We start from the raw sequence: 22,683 nt of genomic DNA on the forward strand, positions 1-22,683 counted from the left end.
GTTTCAACCAAGGATTTTTTGGGGCCTCAAGCGAGAAACCCGATTCTAGTGGAGCCGGCTCCGTCGAGAGCTGATCGCGATGTCATACCATTACGTTGTGTACAGTCCGCACGACCATCGCCGAGTGCGACCGCCAACGGCTCGATCAGGTCAGACCACTTGCTTCGATGACACTGTCAACCCCGGGCTGTATTCTCCATTCCCAAGGTGAGGAGGTGTGCGGAAGCCGGCCCAATTGTTCCTGGCGCGCGAGGGGACCGGACCTAGGTCGTCTCAAGATTTCAGCGCGATCCTGGTGTTATGGTCCGCCCGGGCCATCAGCCGGAGGCCGTGCGAGAGAGTGGAAACGAGCATGGCAGAGATAGAGGTGCGCATATTCAGGAAGGGCAAGGAGATCGCAAAGGTCTTGCGGCCGCTGCGTGAGCTCAATGGAAGGCCCGCTGTTAAATATAGGAAGCAGCTCTGGCCGCTGGTCAATGACGGCGAGGTCCATCTTGACGCGACTGCGCCGAGCGCGGATGCGGGAAATCAGAAGACGACGGGCAGCTCCCCGACAGGCGCTGCACCTCAGTTTCAGGTCGTCCCGCCTGCGCTCATTGAGTGGGACCAGTCACAGCGCGACGTCATTGATGCGCCGCCTCAGCAACGCCTGCTGGTGGGGGCTGGTCCTGGAACCGGCAAGACGGCAGTCGCCTGCGCGCGTGTATCCCAACTGATCGATCAGGATGGTCTGGAGCCAAGCCGCATCTGGCTGATCAGCTTCACGCGGACGGCTGTCCGCGAAATCCGCGACCGGATCGCGGCCTACCTGGAGGACACGGCCGCAGCCTACGCAGTGAAGATCGCCACTCTGGACGCGCACGCCTGGACGATCCACTCGGGTTTTGACGACGAGGCGAAGATTCTTGGCTCGTACGAAGAGAATATCGAAAGAGTTCTCGAACTGATCCAGGGCGATGACAACGTGGCGGAGTACCTTGAGGGGATCGAGCATCTGGTGGTTGACGAGGCCCAGGACATCGTTGGGGTGCGTGCGGACCTCGTTGTGGGAATCATCCGCAGACTGGCGGCGTCATGTGGCGTGACAGTGTTCGCGGACGAAGCCCAGGCCATCTACGGGTTTGCCGATGACAGGGAGGCCCAGGCCGGTCACGCGAAGGAGCCGTTGCTTCCCGAGAAGCTCCGGCGCGGCGATGCCGGTGCTTTCACGCAATGCGAGCTGACGAAAGTCCATCGCACGGGCTCGCCGCAGCTGTTGACCATCTTCTCGGATACCCGCCGCAAGGTGCTGACAGCCGCCGGTGATGGGATCGACCGACTCACCGAAGTGCGTGAGGACATCATCCGCCTCGCGCATGGCGAGGCTCCAGGCATTGATGATGCGGCGCTGGCGGAGCTCGCCGACGCCTTCATCCTCTACCGCCGTCGCTGTGATGTGCTGCTGACCACCTCGATACTGACGCAGAACGGCATCGCGCACAGGGTGCGGATGTCTGGTCTGCCGGCCTGCCTTGCGCCATGGATCGGGGTGACTCTGTCCGAGCACACCGCATCTGACCTCGGCAAGGAAGGCTTCATGCAGCTCTGGACAGGCAGCGTGCAGGGGACACACCTGGCGTCATGCTCGCCAGATGAGGCATGGGCTCATCTTGTGCGCATTGCTGGTCGCACCAGGACCGTTGTGGACATGAAGTTGCTTCGGCAACGGCTTGGAAGGACACAGCCACCGGCAGAATTGTGCCAGCCGGAACTGGGACACCGTGGTCCCATCGTGGGGACAATCCATGCCTCCATTCACGGACAAAATGTTGATCAGGATGAGGAGGCCCGCGTTGTATTCGTGGGGGCGACGCGCGGGCGTTCACGGCTGCTGATCGGCCGGGGCTATCGTCAGTATGCAGGCAGGGTGGAGGCATCGGGCCGGGCCTACTGCCTTCAGACCAGGAACGACATGCCTCGCGCTCAGGTCGAGATCGGCCGCGATGGTGATATTTCGGCGGAAGGTCTCGCAGGACGGCGCTTCTTCGGCAGCGCGGGCGCCGTACGCATCAGCCAGACCAGAATCCGCAGCTTTGCAGAGAACACTGTCTCACTCGTCGCGGAGACTGACCGTTCTGCCGGCTTTGCCTACCGGCTGAAGGAAGATGGTGAAGCACAGTGCCTTGCTGTGCTGTCTCAGAGTGTCAATGCCGACCTCTTCAGCATTGCAAAGGCCATCCAGGGAAAGATCGGAGGAAGCAAGCGGCGCACGCCTGACACACTCCGGCATCTGCATGTCCACGGGCTACGGACAATCGTGCTGCCGCCCGATTCTGCGGAGACTGAGTCGCTTTATGAGCCGTGGCGGACCAGCGGAATCGTCGTGGCTCCGGTGGTGCTGGGATACACCACGGCATTTTTCCCGACCGTGAGTAAAGGGCGGAGGTGGTGACGTGCGCGACATCCTTCTGGAGAGGCTGAAGCAGGACCTGGTGGGTCCCTACACGGAGGATGAGGTCCTCACCTCACGCCCGTCAGATGTCTATCTGACCGGCATCCTGTGGCCGCGCGAAGCGCGGATGGGTGCTGAAGAAGACGAACGTCTCGGTCTTTCGGGTGGAGAAGAAAGCGAAACAGGTGGCGCCGGCGAGGAGGAGGAAGTGTCTCTTGCCGGGCTGATGCGTCCATGCTCAGCGGGGGTCTCCTTCGCTGCCAGGGCGGCCAATGGAGACGCTAGACTGAATGTCCGGATCGGCTTCGCGACCTATCAGCCTGTCGAACCGCCGGCACCCGGTCGCGAACCGGAGGAGGCCGGGAGCCGGCCGCGTTCGAGGATGGAATGGCACCGCCGCGCTCACGACATCACAGTGAGCGATGTGGCGCCCGGTGAAGGGTCCCGCTTTATCGGTCTCGATGAACACGGAGCACCGTCTGGTATCAGGCTTCACCTGCGAACTGCGGCTTGGTCGGGCGGAACACTCGTGACAGTCACGCTGCTCAACTATGCCGAGCCCGAGGAGGACGAAGGCCGAGACGGCGTCGAGCGCCTGACGCTCTTCCAGGTCAACGTTCAGGTACGGCCAGGCAATGGAGCCGTACTTGTCGCACGGCCGTCACGGCGCGCAGTGCTGGATGACGATGACCGTTCGGCTGAACTGCTGTACCGCAAGGCACATGAGTTCGCGACTGGCCATACTTGTTCGGCGGAGTGGGCGGCCGGCACCGACCCGGGGACAGCTACCATGGTCGGCACCAGCTGGGTTCCCAGGACCACGGTCCCGGCGACGAGCGCGGCGGGTCATGAAGTCTTTGACGCCCTTCGCGCAAACGAGAAATACAGGCCACTGTCGGCACGGTGGCTGGCGGGCGCACGGGCGAAGGAGATGGGTGAGGCGCTCCTGAAACTGCCTGAAGCGTACAAGAAATGGATCGACACACAGGAGGCAGCAGTTTCTGCGCTCCCGGCAGCCTTCCGGGAGCAGGCCACGAAGAATATCGCAACATGCCGGCAGGTGCATGACCGGATCGCTGGGGGAGCATCACGGATCGCTGGCGATGACGCCATGTCTCATGCCTTTCGCCTCGCCAATCTGGCTATGGCGCTCCAGCACAGCTGGGACCCTGAAAAAAGCAGCCGCGGCCCGCTTGAGTGGCGGCCATTCCAGCTCGGTTTCATCCTCCTTGCCGCCGCCTCCGTTGCCGACCGGAAACATCGGGAACGCGGAATCATGGACCTGCTCTGGTTTCCCACGGGCGGCGGTAAGACCGAGGCGTATCTCGCCCTGATTGCCTTCCTGTCGTTCTACAGGAGGCTTTCGGCCGGAAAGAATCCCGATGACGGCGATGGCGTCGCCGCGGTCATGCGCTACACCCTCCGCCTGCTGACCACGCAGCAATTCTCGCGCGCAGCCTCTGTGTTGCTGGCCTGTGAGGCGATCCGGCGTGGCCGCATCCGGGAAGCCGGCACGTCGCACCGCGAGCTGGGACGATCCCCTTTCTCCATCGGCCTTTGGGTCGGAGGTGACGCTGTTCCGAACAGAGTCCGCGATGCGGCGGCGGCTCTGGGTGGATCTCCCGATCAGCCGTCGCCGAAGCAGCTTGTGCAGTGTCCAGCGTGCAGGCAACGGCTCGACTGGTCCCATGATGAGCAGGCTGACGCCATTCAGGTGAGGTGTGTCAATAGCGAGTGCCTTCTGTACGACGCGCAGGCTCCCCTCCCAGTCTGGACGGTTGACGAGGATGTCTACCGGCAACGTCCGACCCTGCTCATCGGTACGATTGACAAGTTTGCGCAGATTGTCAGGCGCAAGGAAGTCAGCGGCCTGTTCAGCATCGGCACTGGCAGCCCTCCCGATCTCATTCTCCAGGATGAGCTGCATCTGATCTCCGGGCCACTCGGAACCGTCGCCGGCCTGTACGAGGCTGCCATAGACCGGATGTTTTCATCCGGGGACACGCGGCCGAAGATCATCGGGTCGACGGCAACGATCCGCCGCGCGTCCGAACAGGTTGCTGCTCTCTTCGACCGTCAGACCGAGCAGTTTCCGCCATCCTGTCTGGATGCGGATGATTCCGGTTTTGCGGTCGTGGATCGCGGCGCCCCTGGCCGGGTGTATGTCGGCGTGACTACGGCAGGCAGGTCGGCGAAGTTCACCCTCCAGGCGGTCGCGGCATCACTGCTTCAGGCCGCTTACGGCGGAACCGTGGATGATCAAGCGCGCGACCCTTACTGGACGCTGGTCACGTACTTCAATTCGCTGCGCGAGCTGGGTGGCGCTCTCGTGCTGATGCAGGATGACGTGAATGACAGCCTTGCCATCCTGGCCCAGCGTAGGGAAGAGACAGCCCGGCAGCCTGAGTTCATAGAGGAACTGACCTCGAGGCGAACGCAGGCCGATGTAAGGGACATGCTAGACCGGCTGGCTGTGCGGTCCGACGCCGAAGGCGCGCTCGATGTCGTCCTCGCAACGAACATGCTCAGCGTCGGTGTTGATATTCCGCGTCTCGGCCTGATGCTGGTGAACGGCCAGCCCAAGGGAATCGCAGAATACATTCAGGCCACAAGTCGCGTGGGCCGCGGCAGTGTCCCCGGTCTGGTGGTTTCTGTGCTGAACAATGCCAAGGCAAGGGACCGCTCTCACTATGAGAGCTTCCCGACCTGGCACAGCACTCTTTACAGGGACGTCGAACCAACGAGTGTCACGCCCTTCGCGTCACGGGCGCGGGACCGGGCACTGCACGCGGTGCTGGTTGCCCTCGTACGCCATCTCGCACCGGGAATGCTCGACAGGCCGGCGCTTGATGTTAATGCCATCAACGCCGCCAGAGATCTCATCAACGAGGTCGTCCGGCGATCAACTGCGATTGACCCTGAGGAAACCGCCGTGCGTCTTGAGCTCGAGCGCCGCCTCGACACCTGGGAATTCCGGGCGCCCCGAAGCTACTGGAGCCGGCAGGTCCGCAGTTCGCTGCTCCAGGACGCGGAGAGGGCGGCGACGCTTCGCGCGATGGGCAGGCTGCCCGGTGAAGCCTGGCCAACATTGAACAACATGCGCAGTGTCGAGGCATCCACGCGGTACAGGCTCGCGGAATGGCTGCGTCAAAGAACGGCCGGGGAGAACAGCAATGGCCAATAACCGCCTGGGAGAGCTGCGGAGAAGTGCCGCGGTCATGACATTCGGCCCGGGTTCGGTTGTGGACTTCCGCGCGGACGGCGCAGCGGTATCTGCTGTCGCGGCAGGGCTCGAGGAATGGGACAGGTCATTCCCTCCGGCGGGCCTTGCGAACCCGCAGAGGATCACGGAACCGAGATTGCAACGGAAGCTTGGCGTAGGTGGTTTCCGCCTCCCGCCGGTCGTGGACGAGAACTGGCGCGACGTTGAGGGAAACCCCGACAACCGTACGCTCGTCGCGGCACGGTTTCCGGAATGGCTCCTTTGTCCCCAGTGCGATCGCCTAGCTCCTTCGGGAAAATGGGCAAATGACCCTGGCCGGGCATACCGGTACTGCGCGAGCTGTACGCGGAAGACTCCCGGGCAGCGCAAGGTTTTTGCCATCCCCGTCCGCTTCATCATGGCGTGCCCGAAGGGTCACCTCGATGATTTCCCTTGGCATTTCTGGGTCGGGCACAAAGCCGACTGCAAGAAGAAGGAGAATGCCGATCTCTATCTCAGGTCAGAGCGGCCTGGACTGGCCGGACTTGTCCTGAGCTGCCGGGAATGCAAGGCACGCAGACCGATGGATGGCGTCTTCAGTGCAAGGACGTGGAAAAGCTTCAGATGTCGCGGCCGACGGCCCTGGCTCGCCGCCTCCAGCGAGGCCTGCAATTGCGAGCCGCGGGCGCTGCAACGCGGTGCATCCAACCTCTATTTTCCGGTTATCGCGTCCGCACTCAGCATCCCGCCGTGGTCAGATGCGCTGCAGGAAGCGCTCGGCGTCTACTGGACTCCGATTGTGAATGCGAAGCCAGAGGATCGCGCGACGTTCATCCGGATTCTTGCCGGTGCCGATCTTGAACCAGTGCTGCGGGAACTCGGTCTCAGCCCGGAAGAGCTTGCTCAGCAGATTGAGGAGCGGCTGAAGCGGTATAACGACGACGCCATCCTGAACATCCGCCAGGAGGAGTACCGTCAGTTCGTATCCGGTGCCGATACGCGGGAGAAGGACGCACGCGAGTTCGAAGTGCGCAACGTACCGGTACCCGAAACCCTGCGCCCGTTCCTGAACCGGGTAGTCCGTGTGGTGAGGCTCCGCGAAGTCCGGGCGCTCAAAGGGTTCACCAGGATCAATCCTCCGGGTGATGAAGACAGCGCGGACATAGCCTCCATCTCGGTTGGAACGCTGGACTGGCTTCCGGCAGTAGAGGTGCGTGGCGAAGGCATCTTCCTTGCGTTCAACAACGGGACGCTCCGCACCTGGGAAAATGCCAGTGCTGTCGTGGAGCGCGCGAAACGCATTGATGCTGCATGGCAGATCGAGTGGCAGCGACGGTACGGCGAAGACAAGCCTTCGTGGCGGATAACGCCCCGCTATCTGCTGGCGCATACCTTCGCCCACGCGCTGATGCGCCAGCTTACGCTCGAATGCGGCTACTCGACCGCAGCCCTGCGGGAACGTCTCTATGTGAGTGAAGGAAACGATGGGATGGCTGGTGTTCTTATCTATACCGCCACATCTGACTCGGACGGAACGCTAGGCGGATTGCAGCGGCAGGGAGAGGCCACCCGCATTGAACGGGCGATCGGAGCGGCCGTCCATGCGATGGAGTGGTGTTCGTCCGATCCCCTGTGTATTGAGGGCATGATTGCGGGTTCCGACGGGCTCTCGCTCGCCGCCTGCCACGCCTGCGTACTCGCTCCGGAAACCGCCTGTGAGGAGTACAATCGGTTTCTCGACCGGGCCACGCTGGTCGGACTGCCGGAGGCCGCCGGAGTCGGCTTCTTCTCCCAGCTCATCCGGAACGCCTGACATGGCCGTGATGTGGCCACGGACGTTGCCGCCCGACATCCTGGCGAACTCTCTGCGCAGCACCGAATGTGAGGTTTACCGGCGGCTTGAGGTCGTCCTGAATGACTCGTTCGTCGTATTCTACTCCCGCCCCTGGCTCGGGCTGAAACCCGATGGTGAAGAGATTGACGGCGAGTGCGATTTCGTCATTGCCCACGCAAGGCTCGGCCTACTCACTCTTGAGGTAAAGGGTGGCGGGATTGCCTACGACCCGCTGACCGACAGATGGTCAAGCCGCGACCGATGGCAGCTGACGCATCGCATCAAGAACCCGGTGCAGCAGGCAAGAAGCTCGAAGCATGAGCTGCTCAAGAAGCTGAGCAACTCCCCGCACTGGAAGCCACGATGGATCCGGGCACGGCATGGCGTGGTCCTTCCGCATTCCTCGGCGCCGGCGGCAGATCTGGGGGCGGACATGCCGCTGCGGCTATTCTGCTTTGCAAAGGAATTTGAAAGCGGGCTCGGCGACTGGATAAGGAAACGCTTCGGGGAAGTATCCGGCGACGAAGACCGCACCGAAGATCTGGGTGCGGACGGGCTTCAGGCACTCGAAAAGATACTCGCCCGGCCATTTCAGCTGCGCATGCCGCTTGGCACCGCGCTGTGTCGCGACGACTCGGCATTGCAGGTGCTGACACAGCAGCAGTTTCATATTCTGCGTGCGATCGAAGCAGTTCCGCGCGCCGCAGTCAGTGGTGGGGCCGGAACCGGCAAGACGGTACTGGCGATGGAGGAAGCCAGGCGCTGCGCCGAGGCGGGCGCCCGCACCCTGTTTGTCTGCTACAACCGGGGCCTTGCAGTGGAGGTCCGGGCGCGGCTCAAGGAGAGCGCGGGCATCTCGGCAATGACATTCCATGAGCTGTGTGTGGAGCTGAGCCGGCAAGCGGGCATCGCGGTTCCCGAAACTGCTGGTGACAGACAGCTGTTTGAAGAGGGCTGGCCTGAGTTCCTTATGCAGGCGTTCGAACGCCTGCCGCGGGCGGCGTATGATGCGATCATCGTGGACGAGGGTCAGGATTTTCTGCCGCTCTGGTGGACGGCTGTCCAGGCTGGCCTCCGGAATGACGGCCGCGGAATCCTCCGGGTGTTCTATGATAACAACCAGCGCGTATACGCAAGCGCCATCAGAATTCCTGAAGAAGTAGCCCTGATCCCCATCCGCCTGACACTGAACCTGCGCAACACGCGGCGCATATATGAAACTGTCCGTCTACATTACACGGGCCATCCGATTGAGGCGATCGGCCCGGAGGGAGTTGAGGTCCGCTGGATCAGGACCGGCACTCAGGAGGCACTCGGAAAACGTGTCGCCGACTATGTAGGGCGCCTGACAGGTATTGAACGGGTGCCGGAGGGAGACATTGCGGTGCTCGTAGCCACGGAGAATGCCGTAGATGATCTGGCTCCCGGGAAGCGTCTTGGCGGCGTCCGGACAGCGCGCTGTGACGAACAGGCCGGAAGGCTGATGGTCGTCGACAGCATCAGACGGTTCAAGGGTCTCGAACGGCCCGTTGTCGTGATCGCGGCAACACCCGATACCGTGATCAATACCGAACTTCCTTATGTGGCGCTGTCGCGGGCCCGCACTCATCTGACGGTCATCGGCGCAGAGAAGGTCCTCGAGAGGATGAGAGGCGGATGACGTGCGGCTCCGCAAGTGTGACGGTCAAATCCAGGCGACGCCCTTACTCGGGCATGGACGTGCTCAGTAGTCTATAATTGCCAGGATGGTTACCGGAATGAGGGGAGATGACGGAGGAAGAACGCAGCCAGATTGACGGGGCTCTGAGGTACATCCCCAGGAAGGAGTGGACAAAGTTCCTTCGTAGCGAGAGCGGTACGCCTCTCAATGATGAGCTTCAGGCGGTTCGCGCGGCGCTGAAATCAGCCGGAGTGGTCACTACTGGTCGACGGCCGAGCCCCCGTTCCGAACTTGTGGACCTGTTTGGTCATGATCTGCTCGGGAATAACCAGATCGGTCCTTGGCTTCGGGAGCAGCTGCTGCGCTACGCTGTGAGTCAGACCGGCTGGAAGCGGCTCGCAAGGGCCTTTCGTGAAATCGGGCGCAGCAACTCAAACGGTCTTCATGGCAATGCCACCCAGGAGGGGCAAGGATCGAAGAATATGGCCGCTTACTGGTGGCGCGGCAGCTACTGGTCCGAGACGTTCTGCGACGAGATTGGACTGCCTGACTGCCTTTGGCAGAGCCGGTTCAAAGGCCGGCCTGACGATGAAACGCTTGAACGCCCTGTTCAATTGGCGCCATTGCACAGTTTTCAGAAGATTGCGTATGCGTCGTTGCGAGACCTCTTGCAAGCTGGTCACGGTCGGACGGCGGTGCTGTCGCTGCCAACCGGCGCTGGCAAGACGCGCGTAGCGGTCGAGGCAATCTGCGACCATCTTGCCGACGAACCAGATAGCCGACGCCGCATCGTCCTGTGGGTAGCCCAGAGCGATGAACTGCTGCAGCAGGCCTGGGAGTGCTTCCGGCAGGTATGGACGTCTTCCGGACAGGACAGGCCTGCCCATAGTGGACTGCCGTTATCGCTATATCGCGCATGGGGCGGTCGGCGAATCGACGATCTGCAGCTCAGCGAAGGGTTAAACGTCGTGCTCGCCGGCGTTCAGCAGTTGAACAGCTGGTTCAGATCAGGTCATCGCCTTGGGTCCGTCCTTCCATTACGCCAGATGGTTGTCACCGTCATCGACGAAGCTCACCATACGACTGCGGCAAGCTATGGTGAGATTCTGGTGTCGCTTGGCCTGAGGCATGAGAAGAGGTGGCACGCGCTGCCAGGGGCTCCTCCTGTCATCGGACTGACGGCTACTCCCTGGCGATCAGATGATAAGGAGACCGGCTCTCTTCGCCGATACTTTCAAAGCAACCTGTTCGGCCCCGAGTTCCTCGGGCATAAGCCAGTGAAACGTCTGCAAAAGCTTGGTGTGCTGGGTCATGTGACAGGAGAATCACTGAAGGTCGGGCGTGCCCCCAAGCCAACCACGAAACAGCTCGACAACATCAAACGCTTCAAAGATCTGCCTCAGGACTATCTCAATACACTGGGCCGCCACATCCCGCGTAATGGAGCGATACTGCGTCGTTTGCTGGACCTGTCTCCCCGACGACGTACACTTGTGTTTGCATGTTCGGTCCAGCACGCCAGAACGCTGGCGCTGACCCTGAACCGGGCCATAGGTGAAGGAACGGCCGGCGTTGTGACAGGCCGGACACCGGTTGCTGAACGCTATGCGATGATCGAGCGCTTCCGAGATGGGCGTCTGCGGTTCCTTTGCAACTATGGTGTCCTTACGGCAGGTTTTGATGCACCCAGGACGGATACGGTTGTGGTCACCCGTCCGACACGAAGTTCTCTTCTATATGAGCAGATGGTAGGACGCGGTCTGCGCGGTCCCCGAAATGGCGGAACCTCGAAGTGTCTGGTGATCGATGTGCAGGATACCGGACTGCCAACGCAGGTATTGAGCTATCAGCGCGTACTGGAGGAATGGGCGGCACCTGTCAGATAGTGACCGCGGGGCACGGAAATGACTGACCAGGCCTGCGAGCCTGTTGGCAAAGTGAACTCCATTCCCTCGGCTGTGAATGGTGACCGGGGTGGCTACCGGGTGGCTCGCGAAGGTCGTCGCACGTGCCGGCCTGCTGGCGAAAGGCCGTCAGAAAAGCCTCGCAGCTCTGCCGCCCGGCGATCGCTGCGGATAAACGCGATGGCGTCCCGGACAACGTCCGGAAGCGTCAGCCTGCCACGCCCTTTCAGGGAACACTCCCACACCGTGAGCACGCGCCACCCGGCATTGTGAAGCTCGGCAACCACGTGCTGATCCCGAGCCCTGTTTTTCCCGATTTTGGTGCTCCAGAACTCTTGCCGCGTCGCAGGCATCCGGAACAACGGGCAATCGTGACCGTGCCAGAAGCATCCGTGCACCAGAATTGCGGCGCGATGGCGAGGGAAGACCAGATCGGGACGACCCGGCAGATATCCCGGATGCAGCCGGTAGCGCAGACCTTCAGAGTGCAACGCCCGTCGGAGAACGAGCTCAGGACGGGTGTCCCGGGCCCGGATACGGCTCATGTTCAGCCGGCGCTGCTCAGGCGTGAGAACATCCATATCAGCGAGCCGGCGCAGTCGCGTCTGCCAGGATGAGACGCAGGGCCTTGGTGATCTCCGCCAGTGTCATGCCCGGGCGCAAGGTAACGGCGCCAAAGCGGAAGCTGCCACGATAAGCCGGATGGAAGAGCCGTCCCGGCATCGGCGTATCGCGGTAACCTGCCCCTAAAGCCGGCATGTGCGGCGTGAGAAGATAGGCGGCAGCAACAATTCCTTGTGTGCCGCCGGAACTGTCTTCCTGAACGAGCGCGTCGCGGTAGGTGTGGATGGAGCTGAGGGCGTCGTTAAGCCCTTCGTCGATGCGATATTTGGCGTCGAGCACGATCAGCCGGTCCGGGTCTCCCGCCGGTAAGGCGGTGCGCGCTGCAACGACGTCCGGTGTCATCACCCGGCTGTAGGAACCCCGGCGATCCGGCTCGATCCAAAATTCCCGGTACTGCTTCTGGAAACACAGCTTCCAGTCGCCGCCAACCGCGACAGTGACAGCGCCGGCCGCTAGCGTCACACCGCCATTGGCCTCTTTGAGGAAGAGGTCGCGCAGGTCGAGATTCTCGGTGCCGAACTCCTCCGCGGCGCCGCGGATCAGGCGTACAAAGCACCACAGCTCGTAGAGTTCAAAGGTGCGCGCAAGGGGCAGGTTGAGAAAATCGCCGAACACGGCGGCAATACCGAGATTCATATCCTGCCAGACGCGGTAGAAGCGCTGATAAGCGGGATCATTCCGAAACAGCGCCGAGAGGACGAGATATGCCGGTGCATCTCCGGCATCGACAAACGGTGCTGCCCCACTCAGGCGTGTGATGCGGCGGGCCAGCCTGCGGCAACGTACGACCCAAGCCCCTGCTGACGCCCGGAGGTCGGGTTGTGTGGTTTTGCCGCCGGCTTCAAGCAGATCGGCGGCAGCCCCGAGCCAGGATGTCCATGACCGCAGGCATGCGGCGATCTGGCGATGCTCCGGAAGATCGAACGAGTTCCGGCGCCGGCGCACGCGGACGCGCGCCGGCAGGAATCCCCGGAGCGTCGCGGGAAGGCGCGAAGGCAGCCCCTGTTCCCTCAGCACCCTTCCTGACCGGAGTGAATGCAGAACCTCAGGCCCGGTCACGCGGCCCGCACGGTGATATGGGAGAACCGCTTGTTCCGGAGTGAGCATGTGGCGGGGGTTGCGCATGATTGCGGCTATCGCACGTTCGAGCTCATCGATGCGTGATCGCAGAAACTCCAGGCGCGCAATGGCAGGTGGCCGCGCACCGCTGCCACGGGCAACAGCCTTGCGGAAGCTGCTGAGGGAGAATAGCGCAAAGGTATCTTCCAGAAGCTCGCGGACCATCGTATCGAAGGCATCACGCGTGAGCTTGCGCCGGTCAGGATCAGTGATGATCTCGAAGCGTCGCGGCAGATGGCCCGGTACGCGCAGCTCCGCTTCCGCCGTGCCGGCATAAAACCCGGGCGACCAGCGCCAGCGTGCGCTGTCGGACGATGAGGCCCGCAACGCCTCAAGCGGCTGATCGTCGATCAGCAGATCGGCGACAGAAGCGTCAGCGCTGTCATGCAGCTCGAAAAGGTAACTTCCTGTCTCCCGGACGGCGCCAGCCGGCACGGCAGCAGCCTCGGGCCATACCTGCCACGCCATGCCTGATGCTTCGTCGCGGATGAGGAGCGAAGCCACGCATACCTCACCGGCTGGCCTGGAAGGAACCGAACTCGTCGAGATCGGCGGTGAGCCTGGCGAGCAGTGCCTGCGAGCGGGGCAATCCCTCCAGTGCCTTGGCGAGCCCGGTGAGAAGCGATCGCTGACGCTCGGCGCCTCGGAGCTTTACGAGCACCTTCTGGACCATCAGATCGTCGGTCACGACTGCCGCCTCGGCTTTCAGCTGCCCTGACGCAAACGCATGATAACGCACGACCTCTTCGGCGACACGGTACCCGAACCCTGAACCATGCCCCGTCATGATCTGCTGCACTGCGACCAGAGGGGCGTCACAGGCGGCGCGAGCCTCTTTGAGCGCGGGCTCACGGGCTTCCAGAGCAGCAAGGAAGCCGGTGAGATCGACCGCAGACATATCGATGACTACGGCGCGATCCAGCACCTTGTCGCTGATGGGGCTTGTTGTCTCGTCGATATTGATGGTGCCGGTGATGTACAGGTTCGGCGGAAGCGGCAGCGCAGCCGGGATAGCCGTGCCGGTCGATCCTTCAAGCGGAACTCCGCTCGAATGGAGCTGAAGTTCCTCACCGGTCTCGATCGCAGAAAGGATGTCAGAAAGATAGTATTCGACGCGAGCGAGATTCATTTCATCGAGCACCACGAACACCGGGGAATCGCGATGGGCCGTCGCCAGAAGGACGGCCTCGAGGAAAGGCGGAACGACATAACGGTTTGACAGAACGTCGTAGTAGCCGGTAAGCGCTGTCGGATCAGTCCATTCGGGCCGGACCGGGCAGACTACAAGAAGAGGATCCGGCTCGCCCCCTTTGAGCCCGTGGACCGCACGCGCATATTTGAGAGCGAGCTGCGTTTTGCCTGTGCCGGAGAGACCAGCAAGAATGACAAAGTGCTTGTGGGCCAGATAATTCATCGCCGCATGAAAGCGCCGGACCTCGCCGCCAGGATAGAAGCCTCCAAGCGCCGTCACGGCCGCCTCAATCGCATCGAGGGGAATCGTGGCCGGCATCCGCTGCATGTCCGGGCTGACGGCAGATGCGTCGGGCCAGACGCGGACTTCGTGGACTTTTTCGCGGCCGATCAGCTTGCCAAGGTAGCCGACGAACTCGCGCGCGAGCAGGCTGCGCCGTGCGGAAGCAGCCGGGGGCCAGATCGCGAACAGGATCGAGTCGACCTTCGCCATGCAATCGGGGTCGAGCGGGCCTTCGGGTGACCCGCTGCGCAGCGACTGCCGGAAGTCATAGTTGTGAAAGAAGATGTCTCCGCTTTCTGTGATGTAGAACTTGACGTTGTTGCTGATGCTGCCTGCCTTCTTCGCGGCTGCAGCCCGCCCCTTGTTCCGCTCTTCGCCTTCATGGAAGAGCTTGATCAACCCCTTGTTGACGCGATCGGCTTCGGAGCTGATCACAACGGCAAAGTAAACCTCGTCCTCCGGCGGAAAGGTGAGAACGCAGAGAAATACGAACTGCCTGAGCGGCGTCTCGGAGCCGTCTGCAAGCTTGGCTGAATATGTGGCGAGGTTGTTGGTGCACGCAAACAGCCCGCCTTCGATGACGCGCGCGCTGTTTGAGAAGCCGAAATTCTTCGCGAACTTCGCATCCGGGGTGATACCCGGTTGCGTGCTGATCGCGTGTTCAAACTGCTGCTGCCGTTCTTCTGCTGACATAGTCTGTCTGGTCTGCCCGGCCGCGCAGGACCTCCATTATTGTTGATGCAAGCGCTCTGGCCATGAGCGGCGGAACCGCGTTTCCGATCTGACGGAAGGCCGGATTCATCGTTCCGCAAAAAACGAATCCGTCCGGAAAGGACTGGAGACGCGCCGCCTCCCGCACGGAGATCGTGCGCGCCTGTGCGCTGTCATAGTGGATATGGCTGTAGCTGTCTTTACCAAGATGGGCCATGAGTGTGCGTGCCGGCTGGTCACGCCACATCTTCCGCCACTTATTGGGGAACTTACCGGCGTCGTAGGGAGGCACGATGGCCTCGTGAAGCCGTCGGTATTCAGCAGAGCCCTCGATGACCGGCGTTCCCTGCCGGCGCAGGATAGCGAGGCGCTCGGACAGCATGTTCATCGCATGCTGCCACGCCTGCGGGTACTGATCGCCCGGGTTAAGACGGGCGAACAGCTCATAGTCGCGGGGCAGATAGCGGATCACGTGATCGCGCAAGCCCTCTTCCGGCGCCTCGAACCCTGGCCAGGAGCGCATCATCGTTGCGTATGCCGATTTGCGCCGGCGACGGTCATAGGCCATCGCCTGATCAAAGCGACGCGCGCCGCGCACGAGCCTGCCGGCCGCAAGCTCCTCGCGTGCATAGATGGCGGGAAGATCGCCGATCGCGTCTTCGGCTGTGACAGCGGCCGGCAGGGCCGGATGTGCAGCGGGCGGCTCGATGTAGTCGTGCGCGGCATGCATCAGGCCGTTAAGCACCTTCAGAGCGACTGCCCGTGATCCTTCGTACCCGGGCGGCAGGACCATCCAGTTTGTGGCTTCCGGAAAGCTTATCCGGTCCGTCAGGTCGCGGTGATAACCGATCAGGAACATCCGCTCCCGCATCTGCGGTACACCGTAGAACGCTGCATTGAGGAGCGTATAGCCACAGACATATCCCTTGCCTTCCAGGACCTCGCAGATCTCCTCGGCGATGTTCTGGCCGCCGTGATTGAGCACGTCGGGGACATTCTCCATGAGGATCGCGACCGGCTGAAACGCATCGACGTAGCGGAGATATTCCTGGTAAAGGCGTGCACGCGGATCGTGCCGGAATGCCTGCGGATGGGCATCGATCTCCCGCAGCTTGGGACGGCCTACCCGTGCGAAGGCCTGGCACGGTGGGCCTCCGACGACCACATCGATGGCCTCCGCGACGGACCCGAGAGAGAGCTGGGCCGCAAGCTCCTGCGGAGTTGTCGCAATGATGTCCCGGGGAACGCTGTGCCTCTCCTCTCCATGGTGGAAATTCAGGCCATAAGACCTTGCGGCATCCGGGTCGAACTCGACGGCGCCCTGAAGATCAAATCCGGCAGCGTGGAACCCAAGTGAAAGGCCGCCGCAGCCGGCGAAAAGGTCCAGAACGCGCGGGGGTGCGCCGGCCCTCAGCCGAGCCATTTTCTCGTGAATGGTCTTCCCCCTCATTGCGTCCCCGCGTCCTCACGAAACTCTGGCCTGGGATCCGGCGACACTATATGCCGGCACTCGAACTATGCCTGACACTATTACCTGGCTGCCACCTCGATTCGATCCCGGCCTGGGAGTTCCAGGAATCCAGATGAAGAATGTAGAACAAACAGAGAACAAACGCAAGAAGACGGGTCAGCCTGCTTCCCAATGGTCCGAAATGTCCGGCTACGGCGGCGGGAAGGGTCGTCCGGCAGAGATAGTGTGGAAACCCCTTGGGGCCTCAGCCAACCCCGGGCTTGCCGCTGAGGCCGGCCTCGTTCAGCGAGACCCATCGAACGATCCCCGGGGTCATATAGACGACCGCTCCCCTGGCAGCGCCAGTCGCCCGTAGATAGTCTTCGAGCTGTCCAGCGTGGAGACGCATGTCCGCCTCGCCGGGAGCGACGTCACTCTTCCAGTCGAAGACGACCTCGGCCACGTCGCCCGCATAGGCGATTGCGTCGATACGTCCGGCTAGCCCTGTGTCCGGGCTGTCGGCCAGTAGTCCATAAACCGGCCACTCCGGAACAAGCCGGTTGCGCAGAGCGGCGACCTCGGAAAGTTGCAAGGTACGCGACGCGGTTCTGGCAATCTCTTCAGCGTCCGGCAGCGTTCCCTGCCCCATGGTATCGGGCACCAGCTCAGCCAGGAGCTCCCGGGTGCGATTGACAAGGTCATTGATGCCGTCACCAAGCTCTCCGGTCAGCACCTCTTCCATCAGCTTGTGAAGGAGAAGCCCTCGGATACGGCCAGCCCCGACGGGTGCATCGACTTCAGGCGCATCGCCCGCTTCGAGTGCGATGGCCTCGGTCACCTGCAGGCGATCGGGGTCCTGGTCGCTTGGCCGGATCCAGGTGAGCGGGCGGGCCGCCTGGGCGATGGCCTCGCGCTGGGCGGCAAAGAGCTCGGATGTCTGGGCATTCGGCACCTCGGTGCCAACCGGCGCGGGCGCTGGTACCAGGCCCGACACATCAAGCTCGGGTAATGCGCCGTGCGCAAGATCAACGACGCGTGCCCACGATTTCTGTTCAGCCCGGGGCAGCTCCGGCAGAATCAGCAGCTCACGCGCGCGCGTGCAGGCTACATACCAGAGCCGTTCGCGCTCGCGCATGAGGCTCTCGCCATCGGTCTCGAGCGCGGCAAGCAGTTCAGGCGGCACAACATCGCCGATGACCCAGTGGAGCGTATCGTCGTCGGCACGGTGCACAAACGGCTCACGCGGGCGCAGTAAAGTGGCGCCGTTGATCGGGATCACCACCGGCCATTCGAGCCCCTTGGCGCTATGCATGGTGATAATCTCGATGGCGTCGCCTTCGGCGTCCACACGACCTTCGGTAGAGGGCGCGCCGAGGCGCCAGTCACGGCTGAGGTCGCGGACAAAGCGCTTCAAGCCCCTGACGCCGTAAGGCCTTGCCCGTTCAAGCACGACCTCGACATTGGCGGCGGCCCGTCCGCTGCGATCACCGTCGCGTGCGCTCAGGATCGGCCGCACGGACAGGCGTTCCACGGCTTCGGCCAGCAGCAGTGCCGGTGTGGTCGCCCGGGCGCGCCGGCGCAGGTCCTGCAAGATCTCAAGCGTCCGTCGCGCGGTTGGATGGGTGACGCGTTCGGCTGGCGTCAGCAGGGAGAACCGCGGGATCGCCTCGGGCCGGTCTGGTGGCGGCGGCAGCACGGCCGTGATGTCGAGCAATTCCTCCTCGGTCAGGCCGACCAGAGGCCCGCGCATCAGGGCGCCCAGGGCCAGGGTGTCGCTTGCATCGGCTAGCACGCGCGCCAACGCCACCATGTCCTGCACTTCCTGGCGGCGGAACAGTCCCTTTCCGGCCTGGGAGGCAATCGGGAGCCCGCGTGTTTCCAGCGCGCGCTCATAGCGCCACAGTTCCGCGCCCGTGGGAGCCAGAAGCGCGATGCCGCCAGGCGTCAGGGGGGCGAGCCCGCCCTCCTCGTCGCGGACGTTCATGTTGCCGATGAGACGCGAGCAGAGATCAGCTACGGCCTCAGCCTCGGCGTCGCGAATCTCCAACGGACGGGCATCTGGCGGCAGATCGATCCTGATCTTCGCCACGCAGGGCAGATCATGGTCCGGTGGATCGAGAGTCGGGGCAAGCGCTACGTAGCCCGGCTGGCCCGGCCTCGAGAATGGCGCGGCAAAGCAGTCGTTGACGTGGGTCAGAATGGCCGGCCGCGACCGGAAGTTGGCGGTGATCTGGACGATGTTGTCGGGCCAGCGCCGCGCGATGGCGCCGCGCGCCTCAGCGTACGTTCCGACGTCGGCACCCCGGAAGCGGTAGATGGATTGCTTGGGGTCACCGACCATGAAGAGGGCGCCCGGGCGCAGAACGGTGTCCTGCCAGCGGGGTGGCTTGTCCTCGCCAGCGATGCGGAAGAGGATTTCCGCCTGCAGAGGATCGGTGTCCTGGAACTCGTCAACGAAAATGTGGCGATAACGCTGCCCGAGCGCGCGCCGGACAACGTCGTGCTCTCGCACGAGTGTGCGCGCGCGCTCGAGGAGATCATCAAAATCCAGCACGGCGGCGGCGCGCTTGAACGAGGCGTACTCAGCAAGCACCTCGTCGAGCTCGTCAGACAGCCTGGCGACGAGAGCGGTTGCGACCCTGCCAAGGATCACCCGGTAGCAGTGGTTGACCCGGGCAAAATATGTGGCGGCCACGTCGTTGAGCCCGCCGCCGCGATCCTTGCCGGCGGCCCGGTCCCAGGCCGTCTTCGTCCGCGGCGTCAGCAGATCGAAGGTGTGCCGCCGCATGCACGGCAGGCGTTGCGGATGAGCGAGCCGCCACAGCGTATCGAAGCCAGGCGGGTTCTCGAAGCTGCCGGCAAAGTGATCCGCGAGCGTCTCGAGCTGCCCGACCAGTTCAAGCGTTCTGGGCTCAAGCGGCTGCGCTGAAAGCCAGCGGCGGAAGTCCGCGACCGCGTCGACGAGATCGATGTCAGGCCGGCCGCTTAAGTCAGCGGCTGGAGCGCGCGCGCCACGGTGCTGCAAGCGAAATCGTGCAAGCCCGTGTAACGTGTCCGCAACGTGCCGGGGATCGTATTGAGACAACGCGGCGATGGGATCGTCGGCTCGCGCTAGGCCGTTGAGGCGCCGCCTGAACCACTGCTCGAAGACAGCGTCAAAGGCCGCCTCGGCCTCGGTCGCATCGAGGATACGCGCGCCGGGGTCGATGTCTGCCTCGACAGCATAGCTGCAGATGATGGTCTGGCAAAAGGCATGGATCGTGGTGGCGGTCAGTTCATCGAGCTTGCCGGCAGCCACAGAGAGGGCGTGGCGTTGGGTCGTGGTGAGGCCGCGAGGCAAAGCCAGGCGCAATGCCCTCGGAACGCGGCCGGCGAGCAACTCGCCTACATAGCGATGGACGCGCGCGCCGAGTGCGCTTGCGGCGAGTTCGGTGAAAGTGATGGCGGCGACAGATCCCGGTTCGCCACCATGCACCAGCAACATGGTAAGGCGTCCTGCCAGCAGAGCGGTTTTGCCCGTGCCGGCGGCAGCCTCGACCATCAGTGTTGAGACCAGGTCACTGAGCGCTCTCAGGCGCGCCTCGGCGTCGGCGAGGCCGGTCATCGCACGCCCCAGATCTGGGCGGCATCGCCGAACAACCGGTCGAAGGCACTCCGCTTGATCGCGAAGTACGTAGCTTGCGATGCTGGCAGCGCCAGTGCGAAATCGTTCCAGCTTTCGCGTGCATCCGGTCCCGGCAACGCGATTCCGCGGCGTATTAGAGCGATGGCTGCCGCGACATGTGCTCCCACATCGGCGACCGCCTGGTCGATGTCGTGCAGCCGGTATGGCCTCGGCTGGTCGGCGCCGAGGAACACCAGACGCGCAATGACCCTCGGATTGTCCGGCACGAGCTGGAGTGCAGCGAGCGCGTAGAGTACGCGCTGCAGCTCAGCACCGCGCCCGAGCACAATCTCGTCGGCCTTCGGTGGTTCGGCACCAGTCTTGTAGTCGGAGACGCGCACGCCATTGCGGGCGCTGTTGTAATCGACGCGATCGATGGTGCCCCGGATGCGAACGCCCGTGCCGGGAATGACCACTTGAGCCGTTGGTGACCAGAGGAGATCAGGAACAACATCCTGCCGCTCCCCCTCACGGCCGAACTCGAGCTCGGTCCAGCTCCGGGTGTTGGGCTGAAATGCCTCATCAAGGGTGAGCGCCTTCAGCGCAAGATCGCGCGCCGCGGCAAGCGTGTGCTGCCACAACAGCAATGGCGGCGCCGAACGCTCGAGCGGCCAGTGAGCGCCGATGTGCGCGGAAGCTGCATCGAGCGCAGCTTCGATCTCATGGCGCGCGGCGCGTGCGTAGCCGGGATTGGGTTCGAGCGCGTCGACCGTACGTTTCAGCATTTCGTGGACGAGTTCTCCATAGGCACGCGCATCGAGCGTCAGGGGTTGCTCGTCCTCCAGCAGAGAGCGCCATCCCAACGCGTAGCGCCACACGAAGGCCAGGGGATCACGCAGCATGAGACGAAGCCGCGTCGCCGATTGCACCTCGCCGATAGCGCGGACGATGATGGGGTGGTCGGCCCGGACGCGACCGTCATGGCCCGTGACCCGTGGTCTTTGCCAGTTATGCCAGCACGCATCAGCGGCACGGAGCGATGGCGAGGCAGCCGCCTCTCCGGGCCGCGCGAGCAGGCGGTCTGCTTCGCTGAAGGCGTGGCTCGGAATGAGGGCGCGTTTCAATGCGATGGTGCGCATGCCCTGCGGCACAAGTGGGCTCGCCGCCTGAAGCCCGCCTTGAGCGTTACGGCGGCTGCGCGAGAGCACCAGGCGTTGTGTGGCGTGAGCGGTGATGACCTCAAAGGCACGTCGGTCCTGGTCAGTGATCGACTCTGCGCCAAGTTCCTGACGTGACAGAATGTTGGTTGGCAGCAGGGGATCCTCGCCGGCGCGGCGCGGCCAGGACCGCGTGGTCATACCGAGCAGACGCACAAAAGGGCGTGGTGCAGCAGCCAGGTGGCTGGCTGGACACCAGACCGCACAGGCACCCGGATCGCGGTCGTCGGGCCGGCGAAGCTCTTGCAGAGAGAATTCGAGTGCCTGGGCCGGGGCGCGGCGCAGCGCTTCCATCCAGAGAGTTTGCGCCGCGCTTCCGAGCAGGAGAGCGCCGGCTTCATCGGCGGCATCGGGTCCCCTGGCAAGAAGCTCGATGACCGGCGTCACCAACGGGCGAACGTCGGCAGCGTTGGCGCGGCACGCGTGGGCCTCATCAAGCGCGCGGCGCCATTGCCCGAGCTCAAAAAGGGCAGCTCCTGGCCGTAAGCCTTGAGCCCAGGTGGGGGGAAGCGCCTTCAGCCTCGGGCTGTGCCCGGCAGCATGACGGAAGAGCCGACGCACACGATCCTGGCTCAAACCGTTGATCAGGACATCAGCGAGCGCGGCGCAGGCCTGCCCGTCACGTGATGCCAGAGCGGGTACGCCGTGCGAAAAATGTACTGGCAGGTCTGCATCGGCCGCGAGGACGAGCATGTGAGCGTCCCAGTCGTCTGTCGCCGTCGCACAAATGGCGATTTCGTCGGGGCGCGCGTGGCCGCAGGCGATGAGTTCGCGCGTCCACCGGAGCGCCTCGACGACTTCGGCGCGGGGCGTGGCGCAGGAGATGATTTCGGGCGCGGCGGCTGAGGCCAGGGGGCCATCGGGAGTCAGGTCGCCGACGAACCAGGAGACATCCGCCGCGGGAGAATGGCGCCAGCGAAGCGGCACGGTTCGGGCCAATATGTCGAGCAGGGGCCTCCAGACGGGAGCCACGCGCACGACACGGTCGAGCTCGATGGGGCCCAGTACAGCGGGCGCATGCTCCACACGCTTCAAAGCCGCATCGCGCAGATCGCGGGGCGCGAAGGTGCCTGCCGCCAAACCGGCACAGGCGCGGGCCTCGATCGTTGCCAGATCTTCAAGGCGGGGGTTCTCCGAGGCACGCCCGGCGAGAGCGAAATCGGCGTCCCACAGCCGGCTCAACGTCGACGCAGCCGAGCGGGTCATGCCGGGTAGACTCCGAATGCTCTCGAGTTCCGTAAAGCCGCCCGCGTCGAGCGCTGATCGGATCGCCGGGTAGAGATCCGCAGACCCGGCGGGGTGCGCGAAGCCGCCGGCGAGCCGGGCCGCAAGCTGTGGCAGGGTCATTATCTGCACGCCAGCTTCGGCCCTGCGCGCAGCCGCGATCCGCCTCATGCGGAAGGCGAGCGGCCCCTCAACAATCACGGTCCGCCGAATCATTGACCGGCTCCCC

General features: G+C 63.4%; 11 protein-coding genes. 5 read left to right on the forward strand and 6 right to left on the reverse strand.

Annotation, left to right across the window (positions count from 1 at the left end):
- The first annotated feature begins 352 nt into the window (after positions 1-352).
- From IPK81_06115 to IPK81_06135, 5 genes are all read left to right on the forward strand, one after another.
- Entirely contained in the window at positions 353-2,431 is a 2,079-nt protein-coding gene (locus IPK81_06115) for a UvrD-helicase domain-containing protein (GenBank protein ID QQS13791.1), read from the forward strand.
- Position 2,432: 1 nt separating this feature from the next.
- Positions 2,433-5,615 carry a DNA/RNA helicase gene (locus tag IPK81_06120; GenBank protein QQS13792.1) on the forward strand — a complete coding sequence of 1,061 codons (3,183 nt, stop codon included), beginning with the start codon at positions 2,433-2,435 and terminating at the stop codon, positions 5,613-5,615.
- Complete coding sequence (locus tag IPK81_06125; GenBank protein ID QQS13793.1) at positions 5,605-7,446, forward strand: DUF1998 domain-containing protein; 1,842 nt, start codon at positions 5,605-5,607, stop codon at positions 7,444-7,446. Before IPK81_06120 ends, IPK81_06125 begins: the two co-directional genes overlap by 11 nt.
- A 1-nt stretch (position 7,447) precedes the next feature.
- Entirely contained in the window at positions 7,448-9,127 is a 1,680-nt protein-coding gene (locus IPK81_06130) for an AAA family ATPase (protein QQS13794.1), read from the forward strand.
- Positions 9,128-9,234: 107 nt separating this feature from the next.
- The gene (locus IPK81_06135) at positions 9,235-11,013 is read left to right on the forward strand and encodes a DEAD/DEAH box helicase (protein ID QQS13795.1); all 1,779 of its coding nucleotides are present in this window, start codon (positions 9,235-9,237) and stop codon (positions 11,011-11,013) included.
- Between the two features lie 92 nt (positions 11,014-11,105).
- Here the strand turns inward: IPK81_06135 and vsr are convergent, their stop codons facing one another.
- The 6 genes from vsr to IPK81_06165 all read right to left on the reverse strand — a co-directional run bounded on the left by vsr (position 11,106) and on the right by IPK81_06165 (position 22,670).
- Positions 11,106-11,612, reverse strand: coding sequence for a DNA mismatch endonuclease Vsr (vsr, locus tag IPK81_06140; protein QQS13796.1), 507 nt, complete (start codon positions 11,610-11,612; stop codon positions 11,106-11,108).
- A 1-nt stretch (position 11,613) separates the two neighbouring features.
- Positions 11,614-13,278 carry a DUF2357 domain-containing protein gene (locus IPK81_06145; protein ID QQS13797.1) on the reverse strand — a complete coding sequence of 555 codons (1,665 nt, stop codon included), beginning with the start codon at positions 13,276-13,278 and terminating at the stop codon, positions 11,614-11,616.
- Between the two features lie 7 nt (positions 13,279-13,285).
- Complete coding sequence (locus IPK81_06150; GenBank protein QQS13798.1) at positions 13,286-14,941, reverse strand: hypothetical protein; 1,656 nt, start codon at positions 14,939-14,941, stop codon at positions 13,286-13,288.
- Positions 14,910-16,409: a DNA cytosine methyltransferase gene (locus IPK81_06155; protein QQS13799.1), complete on the reverse strand. Its 1,500-nt coding sequence runs from the start codon at positions 16,407-16,409 to the stop codon at positions 14,910-14,912. The genes IPK81_06150 and IPK81_06155 overlap by 32 nt, the downstream gene beginning before the upstream one ends.
- Before the next feature lie 265 nt (positions 16,410-16,674).
- Positions 16,675-20,013, reverse strand: coding sequence for a UvrD-helicase domain-containing protein (locus tag IPK81_06160; GenBank protein QQS13800.1), 3,339 nt, complete (start codon positions 20,011-20,013; stop codon positions 16,675-16,677).
- Positions 20,010-22,670, reverse strand: a complete 2,661-nt coding sequence (locus IPK81_06165) for a PD-(D/E)XK nuclease family protein (protein ID QQS13801.1) — start codon at positions 22,668-22,670, stop codon at positions 20,010-20,012. The genes IPK81_06160 and IPK81_06165 overlap by 4 nt, the downstream gene beginning before the upstream one ends.
- Positions 22,671-22,683: the final 13 nt, after the last annotated feature.

The sequence above is a fragment of the Rhodospirillales bacterium genome (assembly GCA_016699855.1).
Lineage (GTDB): Bacteria > Pseudomonadota > Alphaproteobacteria > Reyranellales > Reyranellaceae.

Coding starts and splice junctions, on each gene's coding strand:
- IPK81_06155 (QQS13799.1), bottom strand. CDS start 16,409: ATGAGGGGGAAGACCATTCACGAGAAAATGGCTCGGCTGAGGGCCGGC.
- IPK81_06130 (QQS13794.1), top strand. CDS start 7,448: ATGGCCGTGATGTGGCCACGGACGTTGCCGCCCGACATCCTGGCGAAC.
- vsr (QQS13796.1), bottom strand. CDS start 11,612: ATGGATGTTCTCACGCCTGAGCAGCGCCGGCTGAACATGAGCCGTATC.
- IPK81_06135 (QQS13795.1), top strand. CDS start 9,235: ATGACGGAGGAAGAACGCAGCCAGATTGACGGGGCTCTGAGGTACATC.
- IPK81_06150 (QQS13798.1), bottom strand. CDS start 14,941: ATGTCAGCAGAAGAACGGCAGCAGCAGTTTGAACACGCGATCAGCACG.
- IPK81_06160 (QQS13800.1), bottom strand. CDS start 20,013: ATGACCGGCCTCGCCGACGCCGAGGCGCGCCTGAGAGCGCTCAGTGAC.
- IPK81_06165 (QQS13801.1), bottom strand. CDS start 22,670: ATGATTCGGCGGACCGTGATTGTTGAGGGGCCGCTCGCCTTCCGCATG.
- IPK81_06115 (QQS13791.1), top strand. CDS start 353: ATGGCAGAGATAGAGGTGCGCATATTCAGGAAGGGCAAGGAGATCGCA.
- IPK81_06125 (QQS13793.1), top strand. CDS start 5,605: ATGGCCAATAACCGCCTGGGAGAGCTGCGGAGAAGTGCCGCGGTCATG.